The organism is Terrabacter sp. Soil810 (assembly GCF_001429645.1).
Classification (GTDB): domain Bacteria; phylum Actinomycetota; class Actinomycetes; order Actinomycetales; family Dermatophilaceae; genus Terrabacter.
In genome coordinates, this window is sequence record NZ_LMSW01000001.1 from 135,070 (window position 1) to 158,696 (window position 23,627).

General features: G+C 70.7%; 18 protein-coding genes. 12 read left to right on the forward strand and 6 right to left on the reverse strand.

All coding sequences use genetic code 11. From position 1 onward, the window contains the following. Positions 1-65 precede the first annotated feature (65 nt). From pdhA to ASG96_RS00600, 3 genes are read left to right on the forward strand one after another with little or no spacing between them, the layout of a single operon-like run. Entirely contained in the window at positions 66-1,220 is a 1,155-nt protein-coding gene (gene pdhA / locus ASG96_RS00590; RefSeq protein ID WP_056755923.1) for a pyruvate dehydrogenase (acetyl-transferring) E1 component subunit alpha, read from the forward strand. Continuing rightward, positions 1,220-2,212: an alpha-ketoacid dehydrogenase subunit beta gene (locus tag ASG96_RS00595; protein ID WP_056755926.1), complete on the forward strand. Its 993-nt coding sequence runs from the start codon at positions 1,220-1,222 to the stop codon at positions 2,210-2,212. Before pdhA ends, ASG96_RS00595 begins: the two co-directional genes overlap by 1 nt. Positions 2,213-2,227: 15 nt before the next feature. Beyond that, complete coding sequence (locus tag ASG96_RS00600) at positions 2,228-3,727, forward strand: dihydrolipoamide acetyltransferase family protein (RefSeq protein WP_057585948.1); 1,500 nt, start codon at positions 2,228-2,230, stop codon at positions 3,725-3,727. A 74-nt stretch (positions 3,728-3,801) separates the two neighbouring features. Here the strand turns inward: ASG96_RS00600 and ASG96_RS00605 are convergent, their stop codons facing one another. Together ASG96_RS00605 and ASG96_RS00610 are read right to left on the reverse strand one after the other, a co-directional pair. Continuing rightward, positions 3,802-4,623 (reverse strand): oxidoreductase, encoded by an 822-nt coding sequence (locus ASG96_RS00605; protein ID WP_056756431.1) that lies wholly within the window; start codon positions 4,621-4,623, stop codon positions 3,802-3,804. A 223-nt stretch (positions 4,624-4,846) separates the two neighbouring features. Next, on the reverse strand, positions 4,847-6,979 hold the full coding sequence (locus ASG96_RS00610) for an MDR family MFS transporter (protein WP_057586686.1): 2,133 nt from the start codon (positions 6,977-6,979) through the stop codon (positions 4,847-4,849). Between the two features lie 74 nt (positions 6,980-7,053). Here ASG96_RS00610 and ASG96_RS00615 point away from each other — a divergent pair, with 74 nt between their 5' ends. Beyond that, on the forward strand, positions 7,054-7,662 hold the full coding sequence (locus ASG96_RS00615; protein ID WP_057585950.1) for a TetR/AcrR family transcriptional regulator: 609 nt from the start codon (positions 7,054-7,056) through the stop codon (positions 7,660-7,662). Positions 7,663-7,697: 35 nt separating this feature from the next. Here ASG96_RS00615 and ASG96_RS00620 read toward each other — a convergent pair whose 3' ends face one another. Together ASG96_RS00620 and ASG96_RS23925 are read right to left on the reverse strand one after the other, a co-directional pair. Next, positions 7,698-8,060 carry an AsnC family transcriptional regulator gene (locus ASG96_RS00620; protein WP_200958603.1) on the reverse strand — a complete coding sequence of 121 codons (363 nt, stop codon included), beginning with the start codon at positions 8,058-8,060 and terminating at the stop codon, positions 7,698-7,700. Between the two features lie 277 nt (positions 8,061-8,337). Continuing rightward, complete coding sequence (locus tag ASG96_RS23925) at positions 8,338-8,490, reverse strand: hypothetical protein (RefSeq protein ID WP_235509007.1); 153 nt, start codon at positions 8,488-8,490, stop codon at positions 8,338-8,340. Between the two features lie 13 nt (positions 8,491-8,503). Between ASG96_RS23925 and ASG96_RS00625 the strand changes: the two genes are divergently transcribed. Next, the gene (locus ASG96_RS00625; RefSeq protein WP_235509008.1) at positions 8,504-13,066 is read left to right on the forward strand and encodes a multicopper oxidase domain-containing protein; all 4,563 of its coding nucleotides are present in this window, start codon (positions 8,504-8,506) and stop codon (positions 13,064-13,066) included. 88 nt (positions 13,067-13,154) lie between these two features. Here ASG96_RS00625 and ASG96_RS00630 read toward each other — a convergent pair whose 3' ends face one another. Beyond that, the gene (locus tag ASG96_RS00630) at positions 13,155-13,517 is read right to left on the reverse strand and encodes a TraR/DksA C4-type zinc finger protein (RefSeq protein ID WP_057585952.1); all 363 of its coding nucleotides are present in this window, start codon (positions 13,515-13,517) and stop codon (positions 13,155-13,157) included. A 252-nt stretch (positions 13,518-13,769) separates the two neighbouring features. Between ASG96_RS00630 and ASG96_RS00635 the strand changes: the two genes are divergently transcribed. The 7 genes from ASG96_RS00635 (at position 13,770) to ASG96_RS00665 (ending at position 21,691) form a co-directional block, all read left to right on the forward strand. Continuing rightward, entirely contained in the window at positions 13,770-14,402 is a 633-nt protein-coding gene (locus tag ASG96_RS00635) for a hypothetical protein (protein WP_057585954.1), read from the forward strand. A gap of 62 nt (positions 14,403-14,464) precedes the next feature. Continuing rightward, a complete protein-coding gene (locus ASG96_RS00640; RefSeq protein WP_057585956.1) occupies positions 14,465-15,928 on the forward strand; it encodes a hypothetical protein in 1,464 nt (487 codons plus the stop codon). 93 nt (positions 15,929-16,021) lie between these two features. Then, positions 16,022-17,278 carry an Nramp family divalent metal transporter gene (locus ASG96_RS00645; RefSeq protein WP_235506564.1) on the forward strand — a complete coding sequence of 419 codons (1,257 nt, stop codon included), beginning with the start codon at positions 16,022-16,024 and terminating at the stop codon, positions 17,276-17,278. Between the two features lie 154 nt (positions 17,279-17,432). After that, positions 17,433-18,581: an acyl-CoA dehydrogenase family protein gene (locus ASG96_RS00650; protein WP_057586690.1), complete on the forward strand. Its 1,149-nt coding sequence runs from the start codon at positions 17,433-17,435 to the stop codon at positions 18,579-18,581. Then, a complete protein-coding gene (locus ASG96_RS00655) occupies positions 18,581-19,663 on the forward strand; it encodes an acyl-CoA dehydrogenase family protein (RefSeq protein ID WP_056755946.1) in 1,083 nt (360 codons plus the stop codon). Before ASG96_RS00650 ends, ASG96_RS00655 begins: the two co-directional genes overlap by 1 nt. Next, positions 19,660-20,397 carry an enoyl-CoA hydratase-related protein gene (locus ASG96_RS00660; protein WP_056755948.1) on the forward strand — a complete coding sequence of 246 codons (738 nt, stop codon included), beginning with the start codon at positions 19,660-19,662 and terminating at the stop codon, positions 20,395-20,397. Before ASG96_RS00655 ends, ASG96_RS00660 begins: the two co-directional genes overlap by 4 nt. A gap of 64 nt (positions 20,398-20,461) precedes the next feature. After that, on the forward strand, positions 20,462-21,691 hold the full coding sequence (locus ASG96_RS00665; RefSeq protein WP_235509009.1) for an MFS transporter: 1,230 nt from the start codon (positions 20,462-20,464) through the stop codon (positions 21,689-21,691). Between the two features lie 193 nt (positions 21,692-21,884). Here ASG96_RS00665 and ASG96_RS00670 read toward each other — a convergent pair whose 3' ends face one another. Beyond that, a complete protein-coding gene (locus ASG96_RS00670) occupies positions 21,885-23,627 on the reverse strand; it encodes an MDR family MFS transporter (protein WP_056755953.1) in 1,743 nt (580 codons plus the stop codon).

Consider the following 23,627-nt stretch of genomic DNA (forward strand, 5'->3'; position numbering starts at 1 on the left):
ACGAGCGGGTGACCCCCGTTTGCGGGCCGAACGAGTAGGCCGGTCTCACCGGCGAAGGAGCCCCAGTGAGCGACAAGGTTGTCGCCGAGCTGCAGGAGCCGACCCCCGCGGTCGGCGACGGTGGCCCGGACATGATCCAGCTGCTGACCCCCGAGGGTCAGCGCGTGTCCCATCCCGACTACGACAAGTACGTCGCGGACCTGACGCCCGAGGACCTGCGGAGCTTCTACCGCGACCTCGTCCTCATCCGTCGGCTCGACGCCGAGGGCTACGCCCTCCAGCGCCAGGGCGAGCTCGGTCTGTGGCCCAGCCTGCTCGGCCAGGAGGCCGCCCAGGTCGGCTCCGGTCGCGCCCTCAGGCCGCACGACTTCGTCTTCCCGACCTACCGCGAGCACGGCGTCGGCTTCGTGCGCGGCATGGACCCGCAGAGCTCGCTGCAGCTCTTCCGCGGTGTCAGCCAGGGTGGGTGGGACCCGCAGGAGAACAACTTCCACCTCTACACGATCGTCATCGGGGCCCAGGCGCTGCACGCCACCGGCTACGCGATGGGCGTGCGGATGGACGGCAACGTCGGCACCGGCGACCCCGACCGCGACACGGCCGTCATCTGCTACTTCGGCGACGGCGCCTCCTCGCAGGGCGACGTCAACGAGGCGTTCGTCTACGCCGCGAGCTTCGATGCCCCCGTGGTCTTCTTCTGCCAGAACAACCAGTGGGCCATCTCCGAGCCCGTCGAGAAGCAGACCCGCATCCCGCTCTTCCAGCGGGCCCGCGGCTTCGGCTTCCCCGGCGTCCGCGTCGACGGCAACGACATCCTCGCGACGTACGCCGTGACGCAGCACTGCCTCGACGAGGCCCGCAACGGCAACGGCCCGCTCCTCATCGAGGCCTACACCTACCGCATGGGTGCGCACACGACGGCCGACGACCCGACGAAGTACCGCGTCTCGGCCGAGGTCGAGGAGTGGAAGTTCCGCGACCCGATCCTGCGCCTCAAGACCCTCCTCGCCCACGAGGGCATGGCCGACGAGGCCTTCTTCGTCCGCATCGACGAGGAGGCCGACCAGTTCGCCGCCGAGCTGCGCGAGGGCTGCGTCACGATGGAGACGATGGCCGGCGAGACGATGTGGGACCACGTCTACGCCGAGGACCACCCGGTCATGGAGGCGGAGCGTGCCGCCTACCTCGCCTACAAGGCGAGCTTCGAGGAGGCGAACTGATGGCCGGCCAGCTCGAGAAGGTCACGCTCGGCAAGAGCATCACCAACGGCCTGCGCAAGGCCATGGAGGCCGACCCCAAGGTCGTGCTCATCGGTGAGGACATCGGCAAGCTCGGTGGTGTCTTCCGCATCACCGAGGGCCTGCAGAAGGACTTCGGCGAGGACCGCGTCATCGACAGCCCGCTCGCCGAGTCCGGCATCGTCGGCACCGCGGTCGGCATGGCGCTGCGCGGCTACCGCCCCGTCTGCGAGATCCAGTTCGACGGCTTCGTCTACCCGGCCTTCGACCAGATCGTCAGCCAGGTCGCCAAGATGCACGCCCGCGCCCTCGGGGCGGTCAAGATCCCGATGGTCATCCGCATCCCGTTCGGCGGCGGCATCGGCAGCCCGGAGCACCACTCCGAGAGCCCCGAGGCCTACTTCGCCCACACGGCGGGTCTGCGCGTCGTCACGTGCAGCAACCCCGAGGACGCCCACTGGATGATCCAGCAGGCCGTCGCCTGCGACGACCCGGTCATCTTCTTCGAGCCCAAGCGCCGCTACCACGACCGTGCCGAGTACGACACGACCGCGACCACCGCGCCGCGCGGCCTCTTCGAGGCCAACGTGCTGCGTGAGGGCACCGACGTGACGCTGCTCGGCTACGGCCCCGTCGTCAAGACGATGCTCGAGTCGGCCGCCGCCGCGGAGGCCGAGGGCACGAGCATCGAGGTCATCGACCTGCGCTCGCTCTCGCCGCTGCCGATCGACACGATCGTGGCGTCGGTGCGCAAGACCGGCCGCCTCGTCGTCGTCCAGGAGGCGAGCAGCTTCCTCGGCATGGCGTCCGAGATCTCGGCGCAGGTCACGGAGCAGTGCTTCTACGAGCTCGAGGCACCCGTCATCCGGGTCGCCGGCGCGAACATCCCCTACCCGCCGAGCCGGATGGAGGAGGAGTTCCTCCCCGACCTCGACCGCATCCTCGACGGCGTCGACCGCGCGCTCGCGTACTGAGAAGGGCTGCGACACATGGCAATCAAGACGTTCAACCTGCCCGACCCCGGTGAGGGGCTCGTCGAGGCCGAGATCGTGGAGTGGAAGGTGTCGCCCGGCGACACCGTGAAGGTCAACGACATGGTCCTCGAGATCGAGACCGCGAAGTCGCTCGTCGAGCTGCCCATCCCGTGGGCCGGCACCGTCAAGGAGCTGCTCGTCGAGGTCGGCCAGACCATCGACGTCGGCACGCCGATCATCTCCATCGACGACGGCAAGGGCGGCGACGAGGCTCCTGCAGCCGCACCGTCGATCCCGGGCGAGAAGGCGGCCGCTGCCGAGGGGGCCTCCGAGGCGATCCTCGTCGGCTACGGCGCGAAGGCCGGTGCAACGGCCCGTCGCGCGCGCAAGGGCGCTGGCGCTGCCGCTCCCGTGGCTGCCGCTCCCGTGGCTGCCGCACCGGTGGCTGCCGCTCCGGTGGCTGCCGCGCCGACCGAGACCGAGCAGGTCGCGGCGGCGGCGCCGGTCGCCGAGCCGGCGGCCCCGGCCGCTCGGGTCGAGTCGCCGGCCCCGGCCGTCACCGGCGCCGGTGCGGCCGGTGGGCGCCCCAAGGCGAAGCCGCCGGTGCGCAAGCTCGCCAAGGACCTCGGTATCGACCTCGCGTCGGTCACGCCGACCGGTGTCGACGGCATCATCACGCGCGACGACGTCACGAACCACGTCAGCGCAACTGCCATGAACGGCCTTGCGGCACAGGCCGGCTCGGCCGCGCCGGTCGCCACGACCCCGGTGGCACCGCGTACGCCGTTCGGCTCGGGGGAGCGCGAGGAGCGCACGCCCATCAAGGGCGTCCGCAAGATGACGGCGCAGGCGATGGTCGGCTCTGCCTTCACCGCGCCCCACGTCACCGAGTGGATCACCATCGACGTCACGAAGACGATGGAGCTCGTCGACCGCCTCAAGGGCAGCCGCGAGTTCACGGACGTCAAGGTCACGCCGCTGCTCGTGCTCGCGAAGGCGCTCGTCCTCGCGGTCAAGCGCAACCCGGGCATGAACGCGACGTGGGACGAGGCCGCCCAGGAGATCGTCCAGAAGAACTACGTCAACCTCGGCATCGCCGCGGCGACCCCGCGTGGCCTGATCGTCCCGAACATCAAGGACGCCCACGCCATGACGATGCTCGAGCTGGCGCAGGCCATCGGCCAGCTCACGGCGACGGCTCGTGAGGGCCGCACGCAGCCGGCGGAGATGTCCGGCGGCACGATGACGATCACCAACGTCGGCGTCTTCGGCGTCGACAGTGGCACCCCGATCATCAACCCGGGGGAGTCGGCGATCGTGTGCTTCGGCGCGATCCGCAAGCAGCCGTGGGTCGTCACGGATGCCGACGGCAACGACGAGATCGCGATCCGCCACGTCACGCAGCTCGCGGTGAGCTTCGACCACCGTCTCATCGACGGTGAGCTCGGCAGCCGCTTCCTGTCCGACCTGGCAGCCATCCTCGCCGACCCCGCCCAGGCCCTCGTCTGGGGCTGACCCGTCCAACCGTCGAAAGGCCACGATCCGGTCCCGGTTCGTGGCCTTTCGATCTGAGAGGGGGGCGTGTCGGGTCAGCCGGAGACGGCGCGCCTCATGACGGCGTCCATCGCGCGGTCGGGCAGGAGCCGGCGGGCGGTCACGATGGCACGTGCGCCCTTGCCCGCCGGGTAGCGGGCGGCCGGGTTGGCGGCCTCGAGGGCCTTGAGCACCTTCTCGGCCACGGCCTCGGGTCCCGAGCTCATCCGTGGGGTGTCGACCCGCTCGAACATGACTGCCATCCGGCGCGCCAGGTCCTCGTAGACCGTGCCGACGGACCGCTCGACCATGCTCTCGCGGGCGATGGTGTTCCACTCCGAGATGATCGGGCCGGGCTCGACGATGACGACGTCGATGCCGAACGGCGCGAGCTCGATGCGGAGGCTGTCGCTGAACCCCTCGACCGCGAACTTCGTCGCGTGGTACCACGCGCCGAGCGGCTCGTAGATCTTGCCGCCGATGCTGGAGATGTTGACGATCCGGCCGCGACGCCGGGTGCGCATGTGCGGCGTGACGAGCTGCGTCAGCCGCGCCAGCCCGAAGACGTTGACCTCGAACTGACGCCGCGCCTCCTCGATCGGGACGTGCTCGACCGGGCCGTAGGAGCCGTAGCCGGCGTTGTTGACGAGGGCGTCGACCTGCCCCTGCTCGGTGATGATCCGGTCGATGCCGGCGACCATCGACGCGTCGTCCGTGACGTCCATCGCGAAGGGGATGATGCCGCGGGACTCGAGCGCGGCCATGCGCTCGACCCGGCGGGCGACGGCATACACCGTCCACCCGGACTCGACGAGGTGGACGGCGATGGACTCGCCGATGCCGGAGGACGCGCCGGTGACGAGGGCTACCTTGCTCATCCCGACACCGTATGCGGCGTGGCCGGCACCCGAGCGCGCGGCCACCTCCCAGCGTGGCGGGCCGACCGGCATACGCCATCTCGCTCCCGACCGTCGAGAGGGCACGTCGGACGGCCCGGAGGCAGCCGAGAGGCCAGCTCTCGGCGAGGAGAACTGGCCTCTCGATGTGTCGGAGGCGGCCACTGGTGGCCTCTCGACGGGGTAGGTCGGGTGCGTCGCGCGGTCAGCGCACCGAGGCCTCGACCTGCTCGGTGACCCTGGCGTTCTGCCGGTCGACGAGGTAGGCGGCGGTGAGGTCGTCACCGACGGCGGAGAGGAGGCGGATGTCGACCGCCTCGTGGCGCTCGGCGACGGTCGGCTCGACGATCGTCAGGACCGTGCGGGCGTCGCGCTCGGCCACGGCCGTGGCGAGCTCGCGCTTGAGCGCCTCGTCGAGGATGCCGCCGGGGACCTTGGCCCGGGCCGCGACCTCGACGGCGAACCGCTCGGTCTCGGCGACGAGCGCCGTGTCCTCGGTGGTCAGCATCCGCGACGTGCGGTGCAGCAGGGCCGCACCGGCGTCGAGGTCACCCTCGCCGAGGTGCGTCACCGCCCGGGTCAGCAGCGGACGGTCGGCCCGGAGCGCCGAGTCGGCGAGCAGGCCCAGGCGCAGCCCGAGCAGCCTCTCGTGCGTACGCGTGTTGCCGGCCTCACGGCCCAGCGGCACCTTGAGCTCGTCGTCGGGCGCCGACTGCGACATCGTGTCGAGCAGCTCGATGCCGGCCTCGTCGGGCGTGTGCACGGTGTCGCGCAGCGGCACCTCCTTGATGAAGAGCGCGGCGAGCAGGGCGAGCGCGAAGGGCACGAGACCCCAGACGAACACCGTGTGGAGCGAGTCGGCGAGACCCTGCTGGACGCCCGTCGCGATCTGCGGGGGCAGCTTCGCGAGGGCCGACGGGTCGAGCACCGAGCCGGCGCTGACCTGCTGTCCGGAGGCCTGCAGCTGCTGCACCACGGAGGCGGGCAGGTGCGAGGCGATGTTGCCGGCCAGGCCGCTCGTCATGATCGTGCCGAAGACGGCCGTGCCGACGGTCGAGCCGACGTTGCGGAAGAACTGCGTCGACGCGGTCGCGACGCCGAGGTCCTTGCGCTGCGAGGAGTTCTGGATGATCAGGGTGAAGACCTGCAGCGCCATGCCGAGGCCGATGCCGAAGACGATCATCGAGAGCGTCAGCTCGGTCTGGCTCGAGCCGTAGTGCAGCTGGGTCAGCAGCCAGAAGCCGACGCCCATGATGAGGATGCCCGCGATGGTCTGGAGCTTGTAGCGGCCGGTCTTGGTGATGACGAGGCCGGAGATGATCGACAGGCCGATCATGGCGACGGACATCGGCATGAGGATGAGACCGGAGTTCGTGGCCGAGGCCCCGAGGACGCCCTGCGCATAGACCGGGAGGTAGATCATCGCGCCGAACATCATGACCGACACCATGAAGGCCGCGATGTTGGAGAGCGTGAAGAGCGGGCTCTTGAAGAGGCGGAGCGGCAGCACCGGCTCCACGGCCCTGCGCTCGATGGCGATGAAGACGCCGAGCATGATGATGCCCGCGGCGTACATGCCGATGATGGCGGGGGAGCCCCAGTCCAGCGTCGTGCCGCCGAGCGAGGTGGGCACGAGCAGCAGGATGAGGGTCATCGACAGGGCGACGATGCCGGCCTTGTCGACGACGGTCTCGCGCGGCGTGTGCTCGAGGTGGAGGAAGCGGCTGATGCCGAAGAAGGCGAAGACGCCGATGGGCAACGTGATGAAGAAGAGGTAGCGCCAGCCCCAGTTGTCGGTGACGAAGCCGCCGACGAGCGGGCCGAGGATCGAGGCGAGGCCGAAGACGCCGCCCATGAGGCCCTGGTACTTGCCGCGCTGACGCGGCGGGATGATGTCGCCGATGATCGTCTGCGACAGCGGCATCAGGGTGCCCATGCCGGCGCCCTGGATGGCGCGGGCGGCGATGAGCCACCAGAAGTTCTGCGCGAAGCCGGAGAGGATCGAGCCGGCCATGAAGACGACGAGACCACCGAGGTAGAAGCCGCGCCGGCCGTAGAGGTCGCTCATCTTGCCGACGATCGGCACGGTGATCGCGCTGACGAGCATGGCCGCGGTGGCGAGCCACGAGTAGTGGTCGATGCCGCCGAGCTCGGCGACGATGCGCGGCATGGCCGGCCCGACGATGGTCTGGCTGATCGACGCCACGAGCATGCCGAGCATGAGCGCGATGAAGATGTTGCGGGTCGGGCGGTCGAGTCCGGGCGCCTTCGTGACGGTCGTCGAGCTGGCTGTTGCGGTCGCGGTGTCCGTGGCTACCCCCTGGGTCTTCTGTGGCATGTCCTTCACGGTACGCCGAAAGTGCAGTCACTGCAAAATTGCAGTCCATGCACTGAACGTGACACCATGAGGGAATGAGCACGGACCTGCTGAACGACGAGTCGTGCGGCCTGCGCGAGCGCAAGAAGCGCGAGACCCGCCGCGCGCTCAACCTCGCCGCCCTCGACCTCGTCGAGGAGAGGGGCTTCGCCGCCGTCACCACCGAGGAGATCGCGGCCCGTGCCGGCGTCAGCGCCCGCACCTTCTTCAACTACTTCCCCTCGAAGGAGGCCGCCGTCATCGGCACGACGGCCGAGGAGCTCGAGGCGTATGCCGCCGCGCTGGAGGAGGACGTCGAGGGTGAGTCGCCGCTCGAGTCCCTGCGCCGGATCCTCGCCGGCATGCTCGCGCCGGCGTCGATCGACCGCGAGCTGCGGGCCCGCCGTCGCCGCATCCTGCTCGGCGAGCCGTCGCTCGCCCCGGCCCTCGTCGGCAACAACATCCGCATCGAGAACGCCCTCACCGCCGCCCTCGAGCGGCGTCTCGGCGTCCGGCCGGGCGTCTCCCTCGAAGCCCGGCTGACGGTCGCCGTCGCGATCGCGGCCGTGCGCGCCTGCATCGAGCACCAGCAGAACGGCGGCTCGGGCCGCCTCGAGCGCAACATCGACCAGGCCTTCGACCGGATTGCCGCCGGCCTGCGCTGAGCGGCCTCAGCGCTGAGTTGCCGCCGGCGCAGGCGTCACTGGACGTCGCGCCCGGCCTCGCGCACGGCCTCGCGCACGGGGGCGAGGTGCGGGGAGTCGTCAGTCATCCGCAGCCGCGGACGGCGCCGGGAGAGGTCGATGAAGTCGCCGACGCGCAGCCCGGCCTCCAGGGGGTGGCGGAAGCGCACCTCACGGCGCACCACGTAACGGTTGCGCCGGCCCTCGCGGTGCCGAGTGATGACGCGTGCGCCCTCGAGGTCGGACACGATCTGTTGGACGGCCCGCTCGGTGATCCCGACGCTCGACGCGACCTCCTTGAGCAGCATGTCGGGGTCGTCCGCAAGGCAGACCAGGACATGTCCGTGGTTCGAGAGGAAGGTCCATCCGTTCCTGCTCATACTTCGACGGTAGAACCGGTTCGGGCACGCGGCGCGAAAAGGCGAAGAGTGCTTCGTCACACCTGTTCGTCGAATGCGGATTTCGTCCGCTTCTGGGCCCTGTGGAGAGTCCCGGTTCGTCAATTCTGCGCATGAATGCACTGGAATGAGAACAGGCGAAGTCCACTTCCGGAATCCGTTGTGGCGCAAAAGATTTCGCACTTTCAATGCTCGGGAAGCGCCCATTGTCGTCCCCGATCCTGTCTAGCCTTTGTGAATTCGCTGATCATGCGATGTTTCACAGGCAGGTGGGGAAGAAGATGCCAAGCAGTAGTCCGAGAAGATGGTTGTCGGCGATCATTGCCAGTGCCGCGACGGTGCTGGCGTTGGGCATGCAGGCGGGGGTGGTGCCGGCCACGGTCGCGGCGGCGTCGCCACCGACGGGCTCCACGGACGCCTCGAAGGTGCCCCACTACTTCGGGCCGTGGCCGAACTGGGCCAACAGCCCGCTGACGCTGCCGACCGCGACGGTGAGCATCACCGACGGCGGCACCGGCACGGGCGCAGTCGCCGTCGCGCAGGTGAACCCCGACGGTACGATCGGAGCGATCACCCTGACGTCGCCCGGTCATGACTACTCGGCACCGACCGTCACCATCAACGCCCCGACCAGCTCGGGTGGGACGCAGGCGACGGCCACGGCGGCTGTCAAGACGAGCGGCGCGGTCGTGTCGGCATCCGTCACCGCTGCCGGAGGCGGCTACTCGGGCTTCGCCGCCTCCGTGACGGGAGACGGAACCGGCGCGACGGTCACGCCCTCAGGTGGCGTCGACGCCGTGGCAGTGACGGACGGCGGGACGGGATACACCATGCCCACCGTCCTCTTCGACCTCCCGGACGACCCGAGCGGCGCGCGGGCGACCGGTCACGTCGAGCAGGCGGACCTCGTCGGCGGCGTGGTCCAGAAGGTCATCGTTGACGACCCGGGCTCCGGTTACTCGGCCGCGCCGGGTCTCAAGATCCTCGACGGGACGCTCTCCGACCCGATAAGCGGGTCGACCCCCGCCACCGCGACCGCGACGCTCAAGCTCGTCGCGCTCGCCGTGGACGTCCCGGGCTCCGGCTACACCGCGGCGACGGTGAGTGTGACGGACCCGACCGGAACCGGCACGGGTGCCACCGGAACCCTGACGACCGACGTCGGTTCGCTCGAGTCGATCACCCTCACGGACGGCGGCAGCGGCTACCTGACCGCCGGGATCAAGAAGTTCCAGGATGTCCTGCCGGTCGCGTGCAACCCGGGCACCACCGGCGCCGGATGCCCCGCCGCCCCCCAGGCGCTGGGCGTGGACGCGGCCATGGGTCCCGCCGACAAGTTCATCCCGCTCGCTGTCCCGGAGGCAAAGACATACAACGGCAAGGTCGCCGACGAGTACGTCATCGGCCTCGTGCAGTACCGGACGAAGTTCTCCTCGGACCTTCCCGCCACCCTCGTGCGCGGTTACGTCCAGCTGTCGACCACCGCGGTGCCCGGCCAGAAGGTGGCCCTCTTCAACGAGCTGCAGAACGGTGACAAGCAGGAGATCTCCGGCTACACCGGCGTCACCGCTCCGCAGTGGCTGGGCCCGATCATCGCGGCGACGAAGGACCGCCCCGTGCGCATCGTCTTCCGCGACCTGCTGCCCACCGGCGCCGACGGCGACCTCTTCCTGCCCACCGACAGCTCGATGATGGGCTCCGGCATGGGCCCGATGGACATGGCCGCTCCCACCGACGACGCCACCGTGACCGACCAGGTCCGCAACCCCGAGTGCACCCAGGAGCCCAAGGCTTCAGCGTGCTTCAAGGACAACCGCGCCACCCTGCACCTCCACGGCGGCACGACACCGTGGATCAGCGACGGGACGCCCCACCAGTGGATCACCCCCGCCGGTGAGGACAAGTCGTGGCCGCAGGGCGTCAGCGTGCAGAACGTGCCCGACATGCTCGACAACCCGGCGGACCCCGCGTCCGTGACCTGCAAGGCGACGGACGACGGGTGCTCGACGTTCTACTACACCAACCAGCAGAGCGCGCGGATGATGTTCTACCACGACCACTCGTGGGGGATCACCCGGCTGAACGTGTATGCCGGTGAGGCTGCCGGCTACACCATCACCGACAACACGGAGAAGGCCCTGGTCAACGCCGGGCTCATCCCCACGGCCGCCGACACCCTCCCGCTCATCGTCCAGGACCGGACCGTCGTGCCCGGGGACGAGCAGCTCAAGGACTCGGTCGACGCCAACGGCAAGATCACGGCATACGGCCAGGACCCGACCTGGGACGCCACACGGTGGGGCACCAAGGGCAGCTTCTGGTATCACCACGTGTACATGCCCGCCCAGAACCCGGGTGACGCCGGTGGCATGAGCAGCTACGGACGCTGGATGTACGGCCCGTGGTTCTGGCCACCAGCCACCGGCACGACGTACGGGCCGATCGCGAACCCGTACTACGACCCGTCCTGCAACCTCGACGACCCGTCGACGTGGACGTACCGGACGGACCCGTTCTGCGAGCCGGAGCAGATCCCCGGGACGCCCAACGTCTCGGCCGGGATGGAGCAGTTCAACGACACCCCGATCGTCAACGGTGTCGCCTACCCGACCGTGACCCTGCAGCCGAAGACCTATCGGATGCGGATGCTCAACGCCGCGAACGACCGGTTCTTCAACTTCCAGTGGTACACGGCCGACCCGGACCCGGCCAACGGCAACGGGCAGAGCGAGGTCAAGCTCAAGGCCGCGGAACTCGCTGCGGCGCAGACTGACCCGGTCGTGTCGCCGACACCTGAAGGTGCGAACAACGACGCGTACGGCCCCGACTGGGTGCAGATCGCGAGCGAGGGTGGCTTCCTGCCCGCGCCGGCGGTCATCGACGGCCAGCAGCCGACGACCTGGATCACCGACCCGACGCGCTTCGACGTCGGCAACGTCGACAAGCACTCGCTGCTGCTCGCTCCGGCGGAGCGCGCCGACGTCGTCGTCGACTTCTCGAAGTTCGCGGGCAAGACCCTGATCCTCTACAACGACGCGCCCGCGGCCTTCCCGGCCCGTGTCCCGTCGTACGACTACTACACGGGCGGCCCGGACCTCAGTCCCGTAGGAGCACCGACCGTCCTGCCCGGCTACGGGCCCAACACCCGCACCGTCATGCAGGTGAAGATCGCGGCGGCGACCCCGGCGACGGCCTTCAACGTCACGGCGCTCGCCAACGCCTTCAAGCACCAGGCGAACGGCTCCGGCGTCTTTGAGTCGGGCCAGCACCCCGTCATCGTCGGGCAGGCGGCCTACAACTCGGCCTACGGCACGAGCTTCGCCGCCAGCAGCAACTGCAACGTCAAGACGGGCAACGTCCAGAAGTGCGACGGCCTCGTGCGCGTCAACGACACGGGCACGTTCGGCTTCAACACCCTCGCTGCGCCCGCCACGAAGATGACGATGGGACTCGAACCCAAGGCGATCCACGACGAGATGAACTCGTCGACGTTCGACGAGTACGGACGCATGCAGGCGAATCTCGGCGTCGAGGCGCAGCCGCCGACACCGGGTGCGCAGAACGTGACGCTGTACCCGTACACCAACCCCGCGACCGAGCTCATCGATGGCACCAACCTGCCGCCGGCGGACGTCAAGGTCACCCCGATCACCGACGCCAAGGACGGGACACAGATCTGGAGGTTCACCCACAACGGCGTGGACACGCACCCGATCCACTTCCACCTCTACGACGTCCAGGTGCTCAACCGGGTCACGTGGGACAACATCATCATCCCGCCGGACGCGAACGAGCTCGGCTGGAAGGACACCGTCCGGATGAGCCCGCTCGAGGACACCATCGTCGCCCTGCGGCCGGTGGTCCCACAGGTGCCCTTCGAGGTGCCGAACGCGGTCCGGCCGCTCAACCCGATGATGCCGCTCGGCTCGACCGCGTCCTTCAACAACGTCGACCCGCAGGGCAACCCGACCGGTGCCATCGTCAACTCGCTCGTCAACTTCGGGTGGGAGTACGTCATCCACTGCCACATCCTCAGTCACGAGGAGATGGACATGATGCGGCCCGAGTCGCTCGCCCTGTCTCCGAGGAAGGTGACGTGGCCGTCAACCGGCGCGGCAGTGGTCACGGGCAGCGGCAACAACCGTCACGTCACCCTGACCTGGAACGACAACTCGATCAACGAGACCTCGTTCCTCGTGCAGCGGACCTCTGACGGGACGACGTGGTCCGACGTGGGGACGGTCGCAGCCCCGCTGGACCAGGCCAACGTGCACCAGACGCGTACCCTGACGGACTCGACATCGAGCCCGACAGCGGCCTACCTCTACCGCATCGTCGCGCTCAACACCGTCGGCTACGGTGCCGAGTTCCCGAGCCTCTCGGCGAAGTCGACGTCGGCCACTCTGGGGGTCAATGCGCCCGCGGCGACGACGAACCTGACCGCCAATCTGCAGTCCGGTCCGAGGGTCAGTCTCAGCTGGCGTGACAACGCGACGAACGAGTCCGGCTTCGTGGTCGAGAGGGCGATGAACGGAGGGGCGTTCGCCCAGATCGCAACTCCGCCCGCTCGGGCCAACACGGGCACCGTCACGATGGTCGACAACTCGGTGTCGCTCGGCAACACGTACGACTACCGGGTGAAGGCCGTCAACGTGGCCGGGACGTCCGCGCAGTCCAACACGGTGGCGGTTCCCGTGCTCGCCCCCGGGCAACCGGTGATCGCGGCGGGCACGGCGGTGCGCTCCGGATCCAACGAGCGCGTCACCCTGACGTGGGGCGACGTCCTCAACGAGACGAGCTACGTCGTCCAGTGGAGCACGTCGAGCATCTTCGCGACGGTCTCCGGCCAGTCCGCGGCCCTGCCCGGCAACGCCACCACGTACACGACGGGCAACATCGCCCGGCAGGCCTGGTTCTTCAGGGTCCGCGCCGTGAACGTCGTGGCGACGACGGACTCGGCACCGTTCGCGGTGGCACCGGCGCCGTGACACGGCTCTAGGAGATCACGCACGCACCCAGTGAGGGCCCGCGGCCGCGGGCCCTCACTGCTGTGCGGGCCCGCTGCGGACGTGTGGGTCAGCTCACGGCGACCGTGCCGGCGTGGGTGATGCACGTGCGAGCCGTGGGCCGCGCGCTCAGCCGCTCGTCGGGGATGGCCACTCCGCACACCTCGCACTGGCCGTAGCCGCCATCGGTGATGCGTTGCAGCGCGGCGTCGATCTCGGTGAGGTGTCGCTCCGCCTGCTCGATGAGAGCCCCGATCTGGGTGCGCTCGTAGGCGATCGTCGAGCCCTCGGGGTCGTGCTCGTCGTCGGCGATGTTGGCCTTCGACGCCTCGACGACGTCGGCGAACTCCCGGCGCAGCCCGGTGATGCGCTCGACCTCGTTGGCCCGGTCCACCATCAGCTCTGCCGCGCGGGCAGTCGTCTTCGTGCTCATGTCCCCATGCTCCTCCTCTTCGGTCGGACCGGCCGGACCGAGTGGTGCACCACACCCGGTCGGGACCGACGGCGCGCTCGGCCCGTTCACTCGGCCCACCCGCGCGACGCCGTCCGTTGTCCCGATGTCGCGTGGTGGCGACGCGTCCCGCGCCTTCCCTGTGGATGTGGGTCGACCCGGTATCAGGCCCGCGTCGGGGCCATCAGACACATGAGTGGGCGCCTGCACGGCGCCCGGGAGGGGGAGTCCGCCATGGGTCGCACGCGAGCACACGGCGCGGCATCCGGTCTCGTCTGGACCATCGGCCTCGCGGCGCTGACGTGGGGAGGCCTCGGGCTCACGGGAGTCCACGGGACCGCACTCAGCGGCACCGAGCGGGCGGCCGTGGCTGCCGCTGTCGACACGACGCCGCCGAGCGGACTCCGTCTCGAGGGCGGCCCGAACGCCGACGGGTGGTATGCCGCGCCGGCTCACTACCGCTGGACCGCGCAGGATCCCGACAGCGGGATCGACTGGTGCCAGGGCGGATCCGTCGATCCCGTCGACTCGGCCGTGCCCCTGACCGTCTTTGGGACGTGCGTCAACGGGATGGGCCTCTCGGCGTCCTACCTCGGCTTCTCCTACCGCTACGACGGCACTCCGCCGACCCTCGATCCGGTCGCCACCCCAGCGGTCGTGGCGCGTCACGGGGTCGTCGTCGCCGTGCCACACGCGACCGACGCGCTCTCGGGCGTCGCCCGCCAGGGCTGCAACGGCGGCCGCGCGCCGAACACCCGCCGGCTCGGGCCGCACACGGTCACGTGCTTCGTGCGGGACCGCGCCGGCAACCTGGCCACGGCCAGCGTGTCCTACCTCGTCGTCGACCGGCGGCTCCGCCAGAGCTGAGCGAGAGCTGAGCGAGAGCTGAGCGACGGCGGGCGGCACCGGACACCCGGCAGGATGGACCCATGAGCGACCCCAGCGGAGTGGTCTTCCCACTCGACCCGACGTCCGGACGCCGCAGCACGACCGCCACCGGGCGGGCCGTGGTCGCCGACGCCCTGCGGGAGGTCGATCCCGTCGGCGCGGCCTCCGCCGAGCGCGAGACCAACTGGCGGCAGGGCTACCTCCCGCACTTCCGGCGCCTCGTCGAGGCGGGGATCGCGGTCCCGGGCGCCGCGCAGACCATCGCCACGAGCGGGCTCGGCTCGCTGCACGCGCGGATGCGCTGGGCGACGCCGGACGGTGACCGACTCCTCGAGGACGCCGTCACGCCCGAGGCGAACACGACCCCCTTGGGCTCCGAGACCGTCCGGGGCGAGGGCGCGCCCGACCGCACCCTCTCGGTGCCGTATGCCGGTGAGCGCCTCTCGGGGGACGCGCTGCGCCGCCGTCTCGACCTCTGGGTCGACGCGGGGACCATCGAGCCGACGTGCGCCGAGGCGGTCGGCCTCGTCATCGACCACCCGGACTGGCTCGACCTCTCCGACCGCACGGTCGTCGTGCTCGGCGCGGCCGCCGAGATGGGTCCGCTGCGTTCGCTGCTCCGCTGGGGCGCCGACGTCGCGGCGGTCGACCTCCCGCGAAAGGACTTGTGGGACAGGCTGATCGGTGACACGAGACGGCTGGCGGGCTCGATCACGCTGCCGGTGCGTCCCGGTGACGAGCCGCTTGCCGCCCGGGCCGGTGGTGACCTCGTCCACGACCTCGCCGCCGTCACCCAGTGGGTCTCGGCCCTGGACGGCCCGCTGGCGATCGGCAACTACGTCTACGCCGACGGTGAGACCAACGTCCGGGTCTCGATGGCGGTCGACGCCCTGACCCGCCATGTCGTCGACGCGAAGGGACGCGACGACGTCGCGCTCGCCTTCCTCGCCACGCCGACCGACGTCTTCGCCGTGCCGGGCGCCGCCGTCGAGCGCTCCGTCGACAGCTACGCCCACCGGCGGACGTCCAAGGTGCTGCGGGTGCCCCTGCGCACGGTGAGCGGCGGCCGGCTGCTCCGCCGCAACTACGTGCCCGGCCAGGACCCCGGCATCAACGACAGCGTCGTGCTCCAGCAGGGACCCAACTACCTGCTCGCCAAGCGTCTCCAGCGGTGGCGCGCGACGGCATACCGCGCCGACGGCGGCCTCGTGTCGCTCAAGGTCGCGCCGCCCACCCGCACCCGATCGGTCGTCAAGAACCGTGCGCTCGCCGCCGCCTACGCCGGCGCGCACCGCTTCGGCATCGAGGTCTTCGAGCCCGGCACGGCCAACACGCTCATGGCCGCCCTCCTCGTCGCCGACCTGCGCACCGGCTCGCCGGCACAGCCGACGGCGTGGCAGGACGAGGCGTATGCCGCCGCGCACGGCGGACTGTGGACCGCAGCCTACGACCCGCGCAGCGCCCTCGGGATCGCCGCCCTCCTCGGGGTCGCGTCGGCCCGCTGACCACGTGAGGCGGGGCCCGGTCGGGTGAGGCGTTGGTCGCACTCGAGACCGGGGAGTTGGCGCATGTGCCCCGGAGGCTCGATGCTGTGTCCCATGGGTGAGCGAGTGGCGCAGCAGCCACGCGTGGACGACCGGTCGCCGGAGCGCGGGCTCGGCGGCACCCTCGGCGCGCCCCGCACCCTCATCCCGGCGCTGCTGGCCGCGATCGCCTACGTCGACCCCGGCAACTTCGGCGTCAACATCACCTCGGGTGCCGAGCACGGCTACGCCCTCGTGTGGGTCGTCGTCTTCGCTAGCTGCTCGGCCATGGTCATCCAGTACCTCGCCGCCAAGCTCGGCATGGCCTCCGGCAAGAGCCTCGCCGAGCACAGCGCCGAGCGCTTCCCGGGCGTCGGACGCCTGCTGCTCTGGGCTCAGGCCGAGCTCGTCGTCATCATGACCGACCTCGCCGAGGTCGTCGGCGGCGCCATCGCGCTCAAGCTCCTCTTCGGCATGCCGCTCATGGCCGGGGCCGTCTGCGTGGCCCTCTTCAGCCTCGTGGTCCTGGCCCTCAAGGTGCGCGGGCGCAGCCACTTCGACTCCGTCGTGCTCGTGCTGCTCGTCGTCATCATCGGCTCCCTGCTGTGGCAGGTCCTCGTCGCCGACGTCGACCGGGTCGCGCTGCTGCGCTCGATCGTGCCCGGCCCGCTCGACTCGTCGGCGGCCCTGCTCGCCGTCGGCATCGTCGGCGCCACGGTGATGCCGCACGCCCTCCACTTCCACTCGGCCGCGTCGCGCGGACGTGACGACGGCACCGAGGCGAGCCACGTCGAGCGGCTGCGCAGTGGTCGCCGCACGGTGCGCAGCGTCGTCATCGCCATGACGATCGCGGGCGCCGCCAACATCAGCCTCGTCGTGTTCGCCGCGGCGCTCCCGTCCGAGGCGGGCGCGAGCATCGAGACGGCGTATGCCGCCCTGGCGGCCAACACGGGCCAGATCGCCGCGACGATGCTGGCCGTCGCCCTCCTCGCGTCGGGGCTCGCCTCGACCCTCGTCGGTGTGCAGACCGGTGACGTCGTCATGCAGGGCTTCGGTCGGCGACCCATCCCGCCGCTGCTGCGCCGGATGCTCGCCGTGGTGCCCACGCTCGTCATCCTGGGCCTCGGCGTCGAGCCGACCAACGCCCTCGTCTGGAGCCAGGTCGTCCTCTCGTTCGCGCTGCCGGGGACGCTGATCCCCCTCCTGATCTTCACGCGCGACCGCCGGATCATGGGCGTCCTCGTCAACCACCGCCTCACCACGGCGGTCGCCGTGCTCATCACCGCCGTCATCGTCGGCCTCTGCGCATACCTCGTCGCCTCGAGCCTCTGACCCCTGCCCCACCCGTCGAGTGCGGCAGGGTCAGGTGCGCGACGGGGTGTCGCGAACGGCACCGGACCGGACGGCATACGGCCTCGGGTCGGGCGCACGACCGTGTGGGAGAGTGGCGCTCGAACCGCTGCGACGTCGCGTGAGGAAGGTGAGCATGTCGGCCCGTCTCGTCCCTCCGGGTGCCCGCGAGCTGCCCGCGCTGACCGAGCTCCGTCTCGAGGTGCGCGCCTTCCTCGCCGAGCAGGTCGCCGCCGGCGCGTTCGTGCCGCACGTCGACACGTGGCTGACCCGCTGGGACCGTGACTTCACCCGCGAGCTCGGTCGGCGCGGCTGGCTCGGCATGGTCATCCCGACGGAGTACGGCGGCCAGGGGCGCACGTACCTCGAGCGGTTCGTCGTCACGGAGGAGCTGCTCGTCGTCGGTGCACCGGTCGCGGCGCACTGGATCGCCGAGCGCCAGATCGGCCCGTCGCTGCTGCGCTACGGCACCGAGGAGCAGAAGGAGGCGTTCCTGCCCGGGATCAGCCGGGGCGAGGTGGTCTTCGGCATCGGCATGAGCGAGCCCGACTCGGGGTCCGACCTCGCCAGCGTCCGCACCCGCGCCGAGCGGGTCGACGGCGGCTGGCGCCTCACCGGCACCAAGGTGTGGACCTCGGGCGCCCACGAGGCCGACGCGTTCTTCGCGCTCGCCCGGTCGGCGCCGCTCGACCCGGCCCACCGGCACGACGGGCTGAGCCAGTTCATCGTCGACCTCCGCGCGCCGGGTGTCACGATCCGCCCGATCATCTCGATGGGCGGCGACCACCACTTCAACGAGGTCCACCTCGACGGCGTCCTCATCCCCGACGACCGCGTGCTCGGCGAGATCGGCGACGGCTGGTCGCAGGTGACCTCCGAGCTCGCCCACGAGCGCAGCGGCCCCGAGCGCGTGCTCTCGACCTTCCAGCTCCTCGCTGCCGCCGCCCAGGCCATGGACGACGGACGCCTTCCCACGGACCCCGGGCTCGGACGCCACGTCGCACGTCTCGCGGCCCTGCACCACATGTCGTTCGCCGTGTCGACCGCGCTCGAGAACCACGCGGACGCCGACACCGCCGCCGCCGTCGTCAAGGTGCTCGGCACGACGGGCGAGGGCGACATCGCCGACTACGTCGACACCCTGACCGCGACCGGCTGGGCCCTCGACGAGGAGCTCGACACGCTCCTGCACGCGGCGATCCTCCAGCGGCCGGGCTTCACGCTCCGCGGCGGCACCAACGAGATCCTCCGCGGCGTCATCGCCCGCGGGCTGGGGATGCGCTGATGGCCACCGACCCGCGCGAGCTCGCCGCGCCGACCACCCCCGACCCCGACCTCGTCGCCGTCCTCACCGAGCTCTTCGCCGACTACCGCGCCACGCGCGCCACGCCCACTGCCGTCGTCGACCTCGACCGCGGCCTGTGGCGGCGGCTCGAGGGCCTCGGCCTGACCCGCCTCACGGGCAGCGAGTCCGCCGGAGGCAGCGGCGGCGGCTGGGTCGATGCCGCAGCCCTGCTCGGTCTCGCCGCCGCGGCGGCCGCGCCCGTGCCGCTCGCCGAGCACGACGTGCTCGGCGGCTGGCTCCTCGAGGCGGCCGGCCTTCCCAACGACGGCGGACTGCGGACCGTATGCCGTCCCGACCCGTCCGGGGTCGCCCTCAACGTCACGTGGGCGCGCGACGCGAGCAGCATCGTGGCGCTCTGGGAGGACCGCGACGAGTGGCGGGTCGCGGATGTGGCGATCGACCGGGTCGGCATCGAGGAGCGTCGCAACCTGGCCGGGGAGCCCTGTGACACGGTCGAGTTCGACCTCGACGACCTCGAGGGTGGCACCGTCGTCGCGCACGCGATCGGCGAGCAGTTCCACCTGCGAGGCGCCCTGGCGCGCTCGGCCCAGGTCGTCGGCGCCATGGAACGCGTCGTCGAGGTGGTCCTCGAGCACGTCCGCGCCCGCGAGCAGTTCGGCCGACCGATCGGGCGCTTCCAGGCCGTGCAGCACCTCGTGTCCGACATCGCCTGCGAGACGGCCCTCGCCCGGGCCGCCACCGACGCAGCCGTCGCCCGAGCGGCCGCGTCCGACTGGCGCGACCCCGGGATGCTCTTCGCCGTCGGTGTCGCGAAGTCGTGCGTCGGGCACGCCGCGTCGGTCGTCGTCCGCGGGTCGCACCAGGCGCTCGGGGCGATCGGCACGACCCTCGAGCACGAGCTGCACACCCTGACCCGCCCGATCCTCGCCCGGCGCAGCGAGTACGGCTCGCTCCAGGACTGGGACGAGACCCTCACGGCGCTCGCCTCGTCCGCCGGCCACGACCGCCTCTGGACCCTCATCACGACCGGCCGCGCCACACCCAGGAGGTCCGACGCATGACCGAGATCCGCTACGACGTGACCGACGGTGTCGCGCTCATCACCCTCGACGCCCCCGAGCGGCGCAACGCCCTCTCCGTCGAGATGGCGCGCGAGCTCATCGACGCCGCCCACACGGCCGAGGCCGACGACGAGGTCGGCGCCGTCGTCGTCACCGGCGGCGCCCACTTCTGCGCGGGAGCCGTCCGCAGCGTCCTCGCCGACACCGGCCGCGACCCCGTCGAGGACGAGGCCTACCGCAACCTCGAGACCGTCTATGCCGCGTTCACGACGATCGGCTCCATCGCGGTCCCGACCGTCGCCGCCGTGCGCGGCGCCGCCGTGGGCGCCGGGCTCAACCTGGCACTCGCCACCGACCTGCGCATCGTGTCGCGCACGGCCCGTCTGCTCCCCGGCTTCGCACAGATCGGCATCCACCCCGGCGGCGGCCACTTCACGCTGATCAACCGGGTCGCCGGGCGCGAGGCGGCCGCGGCCCTCGGGCTCTTCGGTGACGAGGTCGACGGCGACCGCGCGGTCGCGCTGGGTCTCGCGTGGGCGGCATACGACGACGGCGACGTGCAGGAGCGCGCGACGGCGCTCGCCGGCCGCGTCGCGAAGGACCCCGCGCTCGCCCGCCGGATGGTCGCGAGCTTCCGCCGTGAGACGGCCCCCGGGGGCCTTCCCTGGGACGTCGCCGTCGAGCTCGAGCGCTCGCCGCAGATGTGGTCGCTGCGCCGCAAGCACGGGGTGTGAGGCGCGCCTCACCACGAATCGGGCATTTCGGCTCGTCGGGGGCCGTGGTGCAAGGATGGGGAAGTTGGCCGTCCCCCACCGCGAAGGAGCACCTGTGCTGGCGTCCTACCGACCTCTCTTCGAGGTACCGGGGGCACGCGTCTTCATCACCGGCGGGCTGATCGCCCGCACGGCGGGCTCGATGTTCGGCGTGTCGGTCGTGGCCATGGTCGCGGCGCGCACCGGTTCCTATGAGCTCGCCGGCGCCGTCGTGGCGGCCGGCATGGTCTCCTTGGCGCTCTTCGCCCCGTTCATCGGTCGCCTGGTCGACCGCTACGGGCAGCGACGTATCGCGATCCCGTTCTTCCTGTGGTCCGGCTTCTGGGCCGTCATGACGATCCTCACGTCCCTGCGCGGCTGGCCGACGTGGTTGCTCTTCATCACCTTCCCGCTCTGCGGGGCCATCCCCAACCTCGGCACGATGGCTCGGGCGCGCTGGTCGCACATCTTCGCCCACGACGCCCGGCACCTGCACTCGGCCATGTCGTTCGAGCAGGTCATGGAGGAGGTCACCTTCGTCATCGGGCCGGTGCTCGCCATCTGGCTCTCGACGACGCTGTTCCCTGAGGCGGGGTTCGTCTTCGCGACGGCGGCCTACACCGTCGGCGTCCTCGTCTTCATCTCGGCCCGCTCCACCGAGCCTCCGGTCGTGCCGCACCACGAACGCCCCGACGAGCATGCCTACCGAGTGCCCGGTCTCATCCCGCTCGCCTTCATCATGGTGATGACCGGCGCGATCTTCGGCGTCAACGAGGTCGTGACGCTCGCCGTCTCGCAGGAGGCGGGCGCCGCGAGCGCCGCCGGCGCCATCCTCGCATTGTATGCCGTGGGGTCGGCGTCCGCGGGACTCGTCTTCGGACACGTCTCGCACGGTCGCAACCTCGGCAAGCTGCTCATCGCCGGCACCCTCGGCATGGCGGTCCTCGAGATCCCGGTGCTCTTCGCCGAGAACCTCTGGGCGCTGGCCGGACTCATGCTGGTCGCCGGCATGGCCACGGCGCCGACGCTCATCACCACGATGAACCTCATCGAGCGGATCACGCCGAAGGCGCAGCTCAACGAGGGCATGACCATCGTGCTGACCGGCCTCATCATCGGCATCGCAGCGGGGTCGGCCGTCTCGGGCGCCGTCGTCGACCGGGTCGGCGCGCAGCACGGCTACTGGGTCGCGATCATCGCGGGCGGCTTCGCCTTCGTCATGGCGCTGGGCACCCGCGCGTTCCTCACCCGCCGCGAGCTGCACAACCTCCGCTGAGCCGGCCCCACGGCATACGCCCCCCGCCCAAACCCGTCGGAAGGCCACGTGTGGCCGCCCGCGACACGTCGAAAGGCCACGTGTGGCCGCCTGCCCCACGTCGAAAGGCCACCTCCCGGGGTCGGGAGGTGGCCTTTCGACTGCCATCAGGGGGCCGTTCGTGGCCTCTCGACGGTGAGGGGGTGGGGCTGCGTCAGTGGCCGGCGGGGGCCACGACGACGTCCTCGTCCTTCGGAGCCGCCTGACCGGGCTTGGGGCCCAGGTCGATGTTCGGCAGGAAGAGCGTCGCGATGAACGCGAGGACGAGCACACCGGCAGCGACGACGAAGACGACCGACATCGCGTCGGAGAAGCCGACGAGGAACGGCTTGGCGAGCGCCGGGTCGAGCTGGTTGATGAACGAGCTGTCCGACAGGGCCGAGCCGCCAACGCCCGCACCCGAGCCGCCGGACTGCTGCGCGGCCTGGAGCTGCTCGATGAACGCCTTGTTGGCGGCGGGGTCGCCCCCGGTCGGGTTCCGCAGAGCCGCCTGGAACTCCGGGGTCGGGGCGATCGCCGCGAACGCCTCGGAGATCTTGGTGCCGGCCTGCGAGAAGAGGATCGACAGGAAGACCGCGGTGCCGAGCGTGCCGCCGATCTGGCGGGTGAAGGTCGCGGACGACGTGGCGACGCCCATGTCGCGGCGGTCGACGGCGTTCTGCACGGCGAGGGTCAGCGGCTGGAAGTTGAAGCCGAGGCCGATGCCGAAGAAGAACATCACGATCATCGTCTTCCAGAGCGGGGTGTCCGCGCCGACGAAGTGGAAGGCGTAGAGCGACAGGACGAGGATCGCCGCACCCATGATCGGGAAGTGGCGGTAGCGCCCGGTCCGGGAGATCAGCTGACCCGAGACGATCGAGCCGGCCATGATCCCGAGGGTCATCGGGAGCAGCTGGAGGCCTGCCTGGGTCGGCGACGAGCCCTTGACGATCTGCAGGTAGAGCGGGATGGCGGCGAGACCGCCGAACATGCCCATGCCGATGAAGACCGAGGCGACCGACGACGACGCGACGGTGCGGTTCGTGAAGAGGCGCAGCGGGATGAGCGCCTCCTCACCCATGGACCGCTCGAAGAGGAAGAAGGCGACGAGACCGGCGAGGCCGATGGCGTAGCAGGTGATGGAGGTCGGCGAGCCCCAGCCCCACGCGCGGCCCTGCTCGGCCACGATGAGCAGCGGCACGAGGGCGACCGAGAGGCTCAGGGCACCCCAGTAGTCGATGCGGTGGTCGAGGCGCGTGTGCCTCAGGTGCAGCGTGCGCGTCACGACGATGAGGGCGGCGACGGCGATCGGCACGTTGACGAGGAAGACCCAGCGCCAGCCGGTGACGCCGAGGATCGTCTCCTGGCCGGCGAAGAAGCCGCCGATGACCGGGCCGAGCACGCTCGAAGTGCCGAAGACGGCGAGGAAGTAGCCCTGGTACTTGGCGCGCTCACGCGGCGCCACGATGTCGCCGATGATGGCGAGGGCCAGCGAGAAGAGGCCGCCGGCGCCGATGCCCTGGACGGCACGGAAGGCCGCGAGCGACGGGATCGACCACGACAGCGTGCAGAGCATCGAGCCGATCGTGAAGATGGTGATCGCGAAGATGAAGAGCTTCTTGCGCCCGTAGATGTCGCCGAGCTTGCCGTACAGCGGCGTCGTGATCGTGGCGGTGATGAGGTATGCCGTCGTGACCCACGCCTGGCCGGCGAGGTCGTTGAGGTCGTCGGCGATGACACGCATGGCGCTCGCGACGATCGTCTGGTCGAGCGCGGCGAGGAACATCCCCATCATGAGGCCGACGAGGATGGTGACGATCTCCTTGTGGGAGAGCACCGGTCGAGCGTCGGGGCCTGCGCCGGCGGGAGCGTCCGCGGTCGCGTCGACGCGCGGCGGTTCGGCGGTGGTGTCGGACAT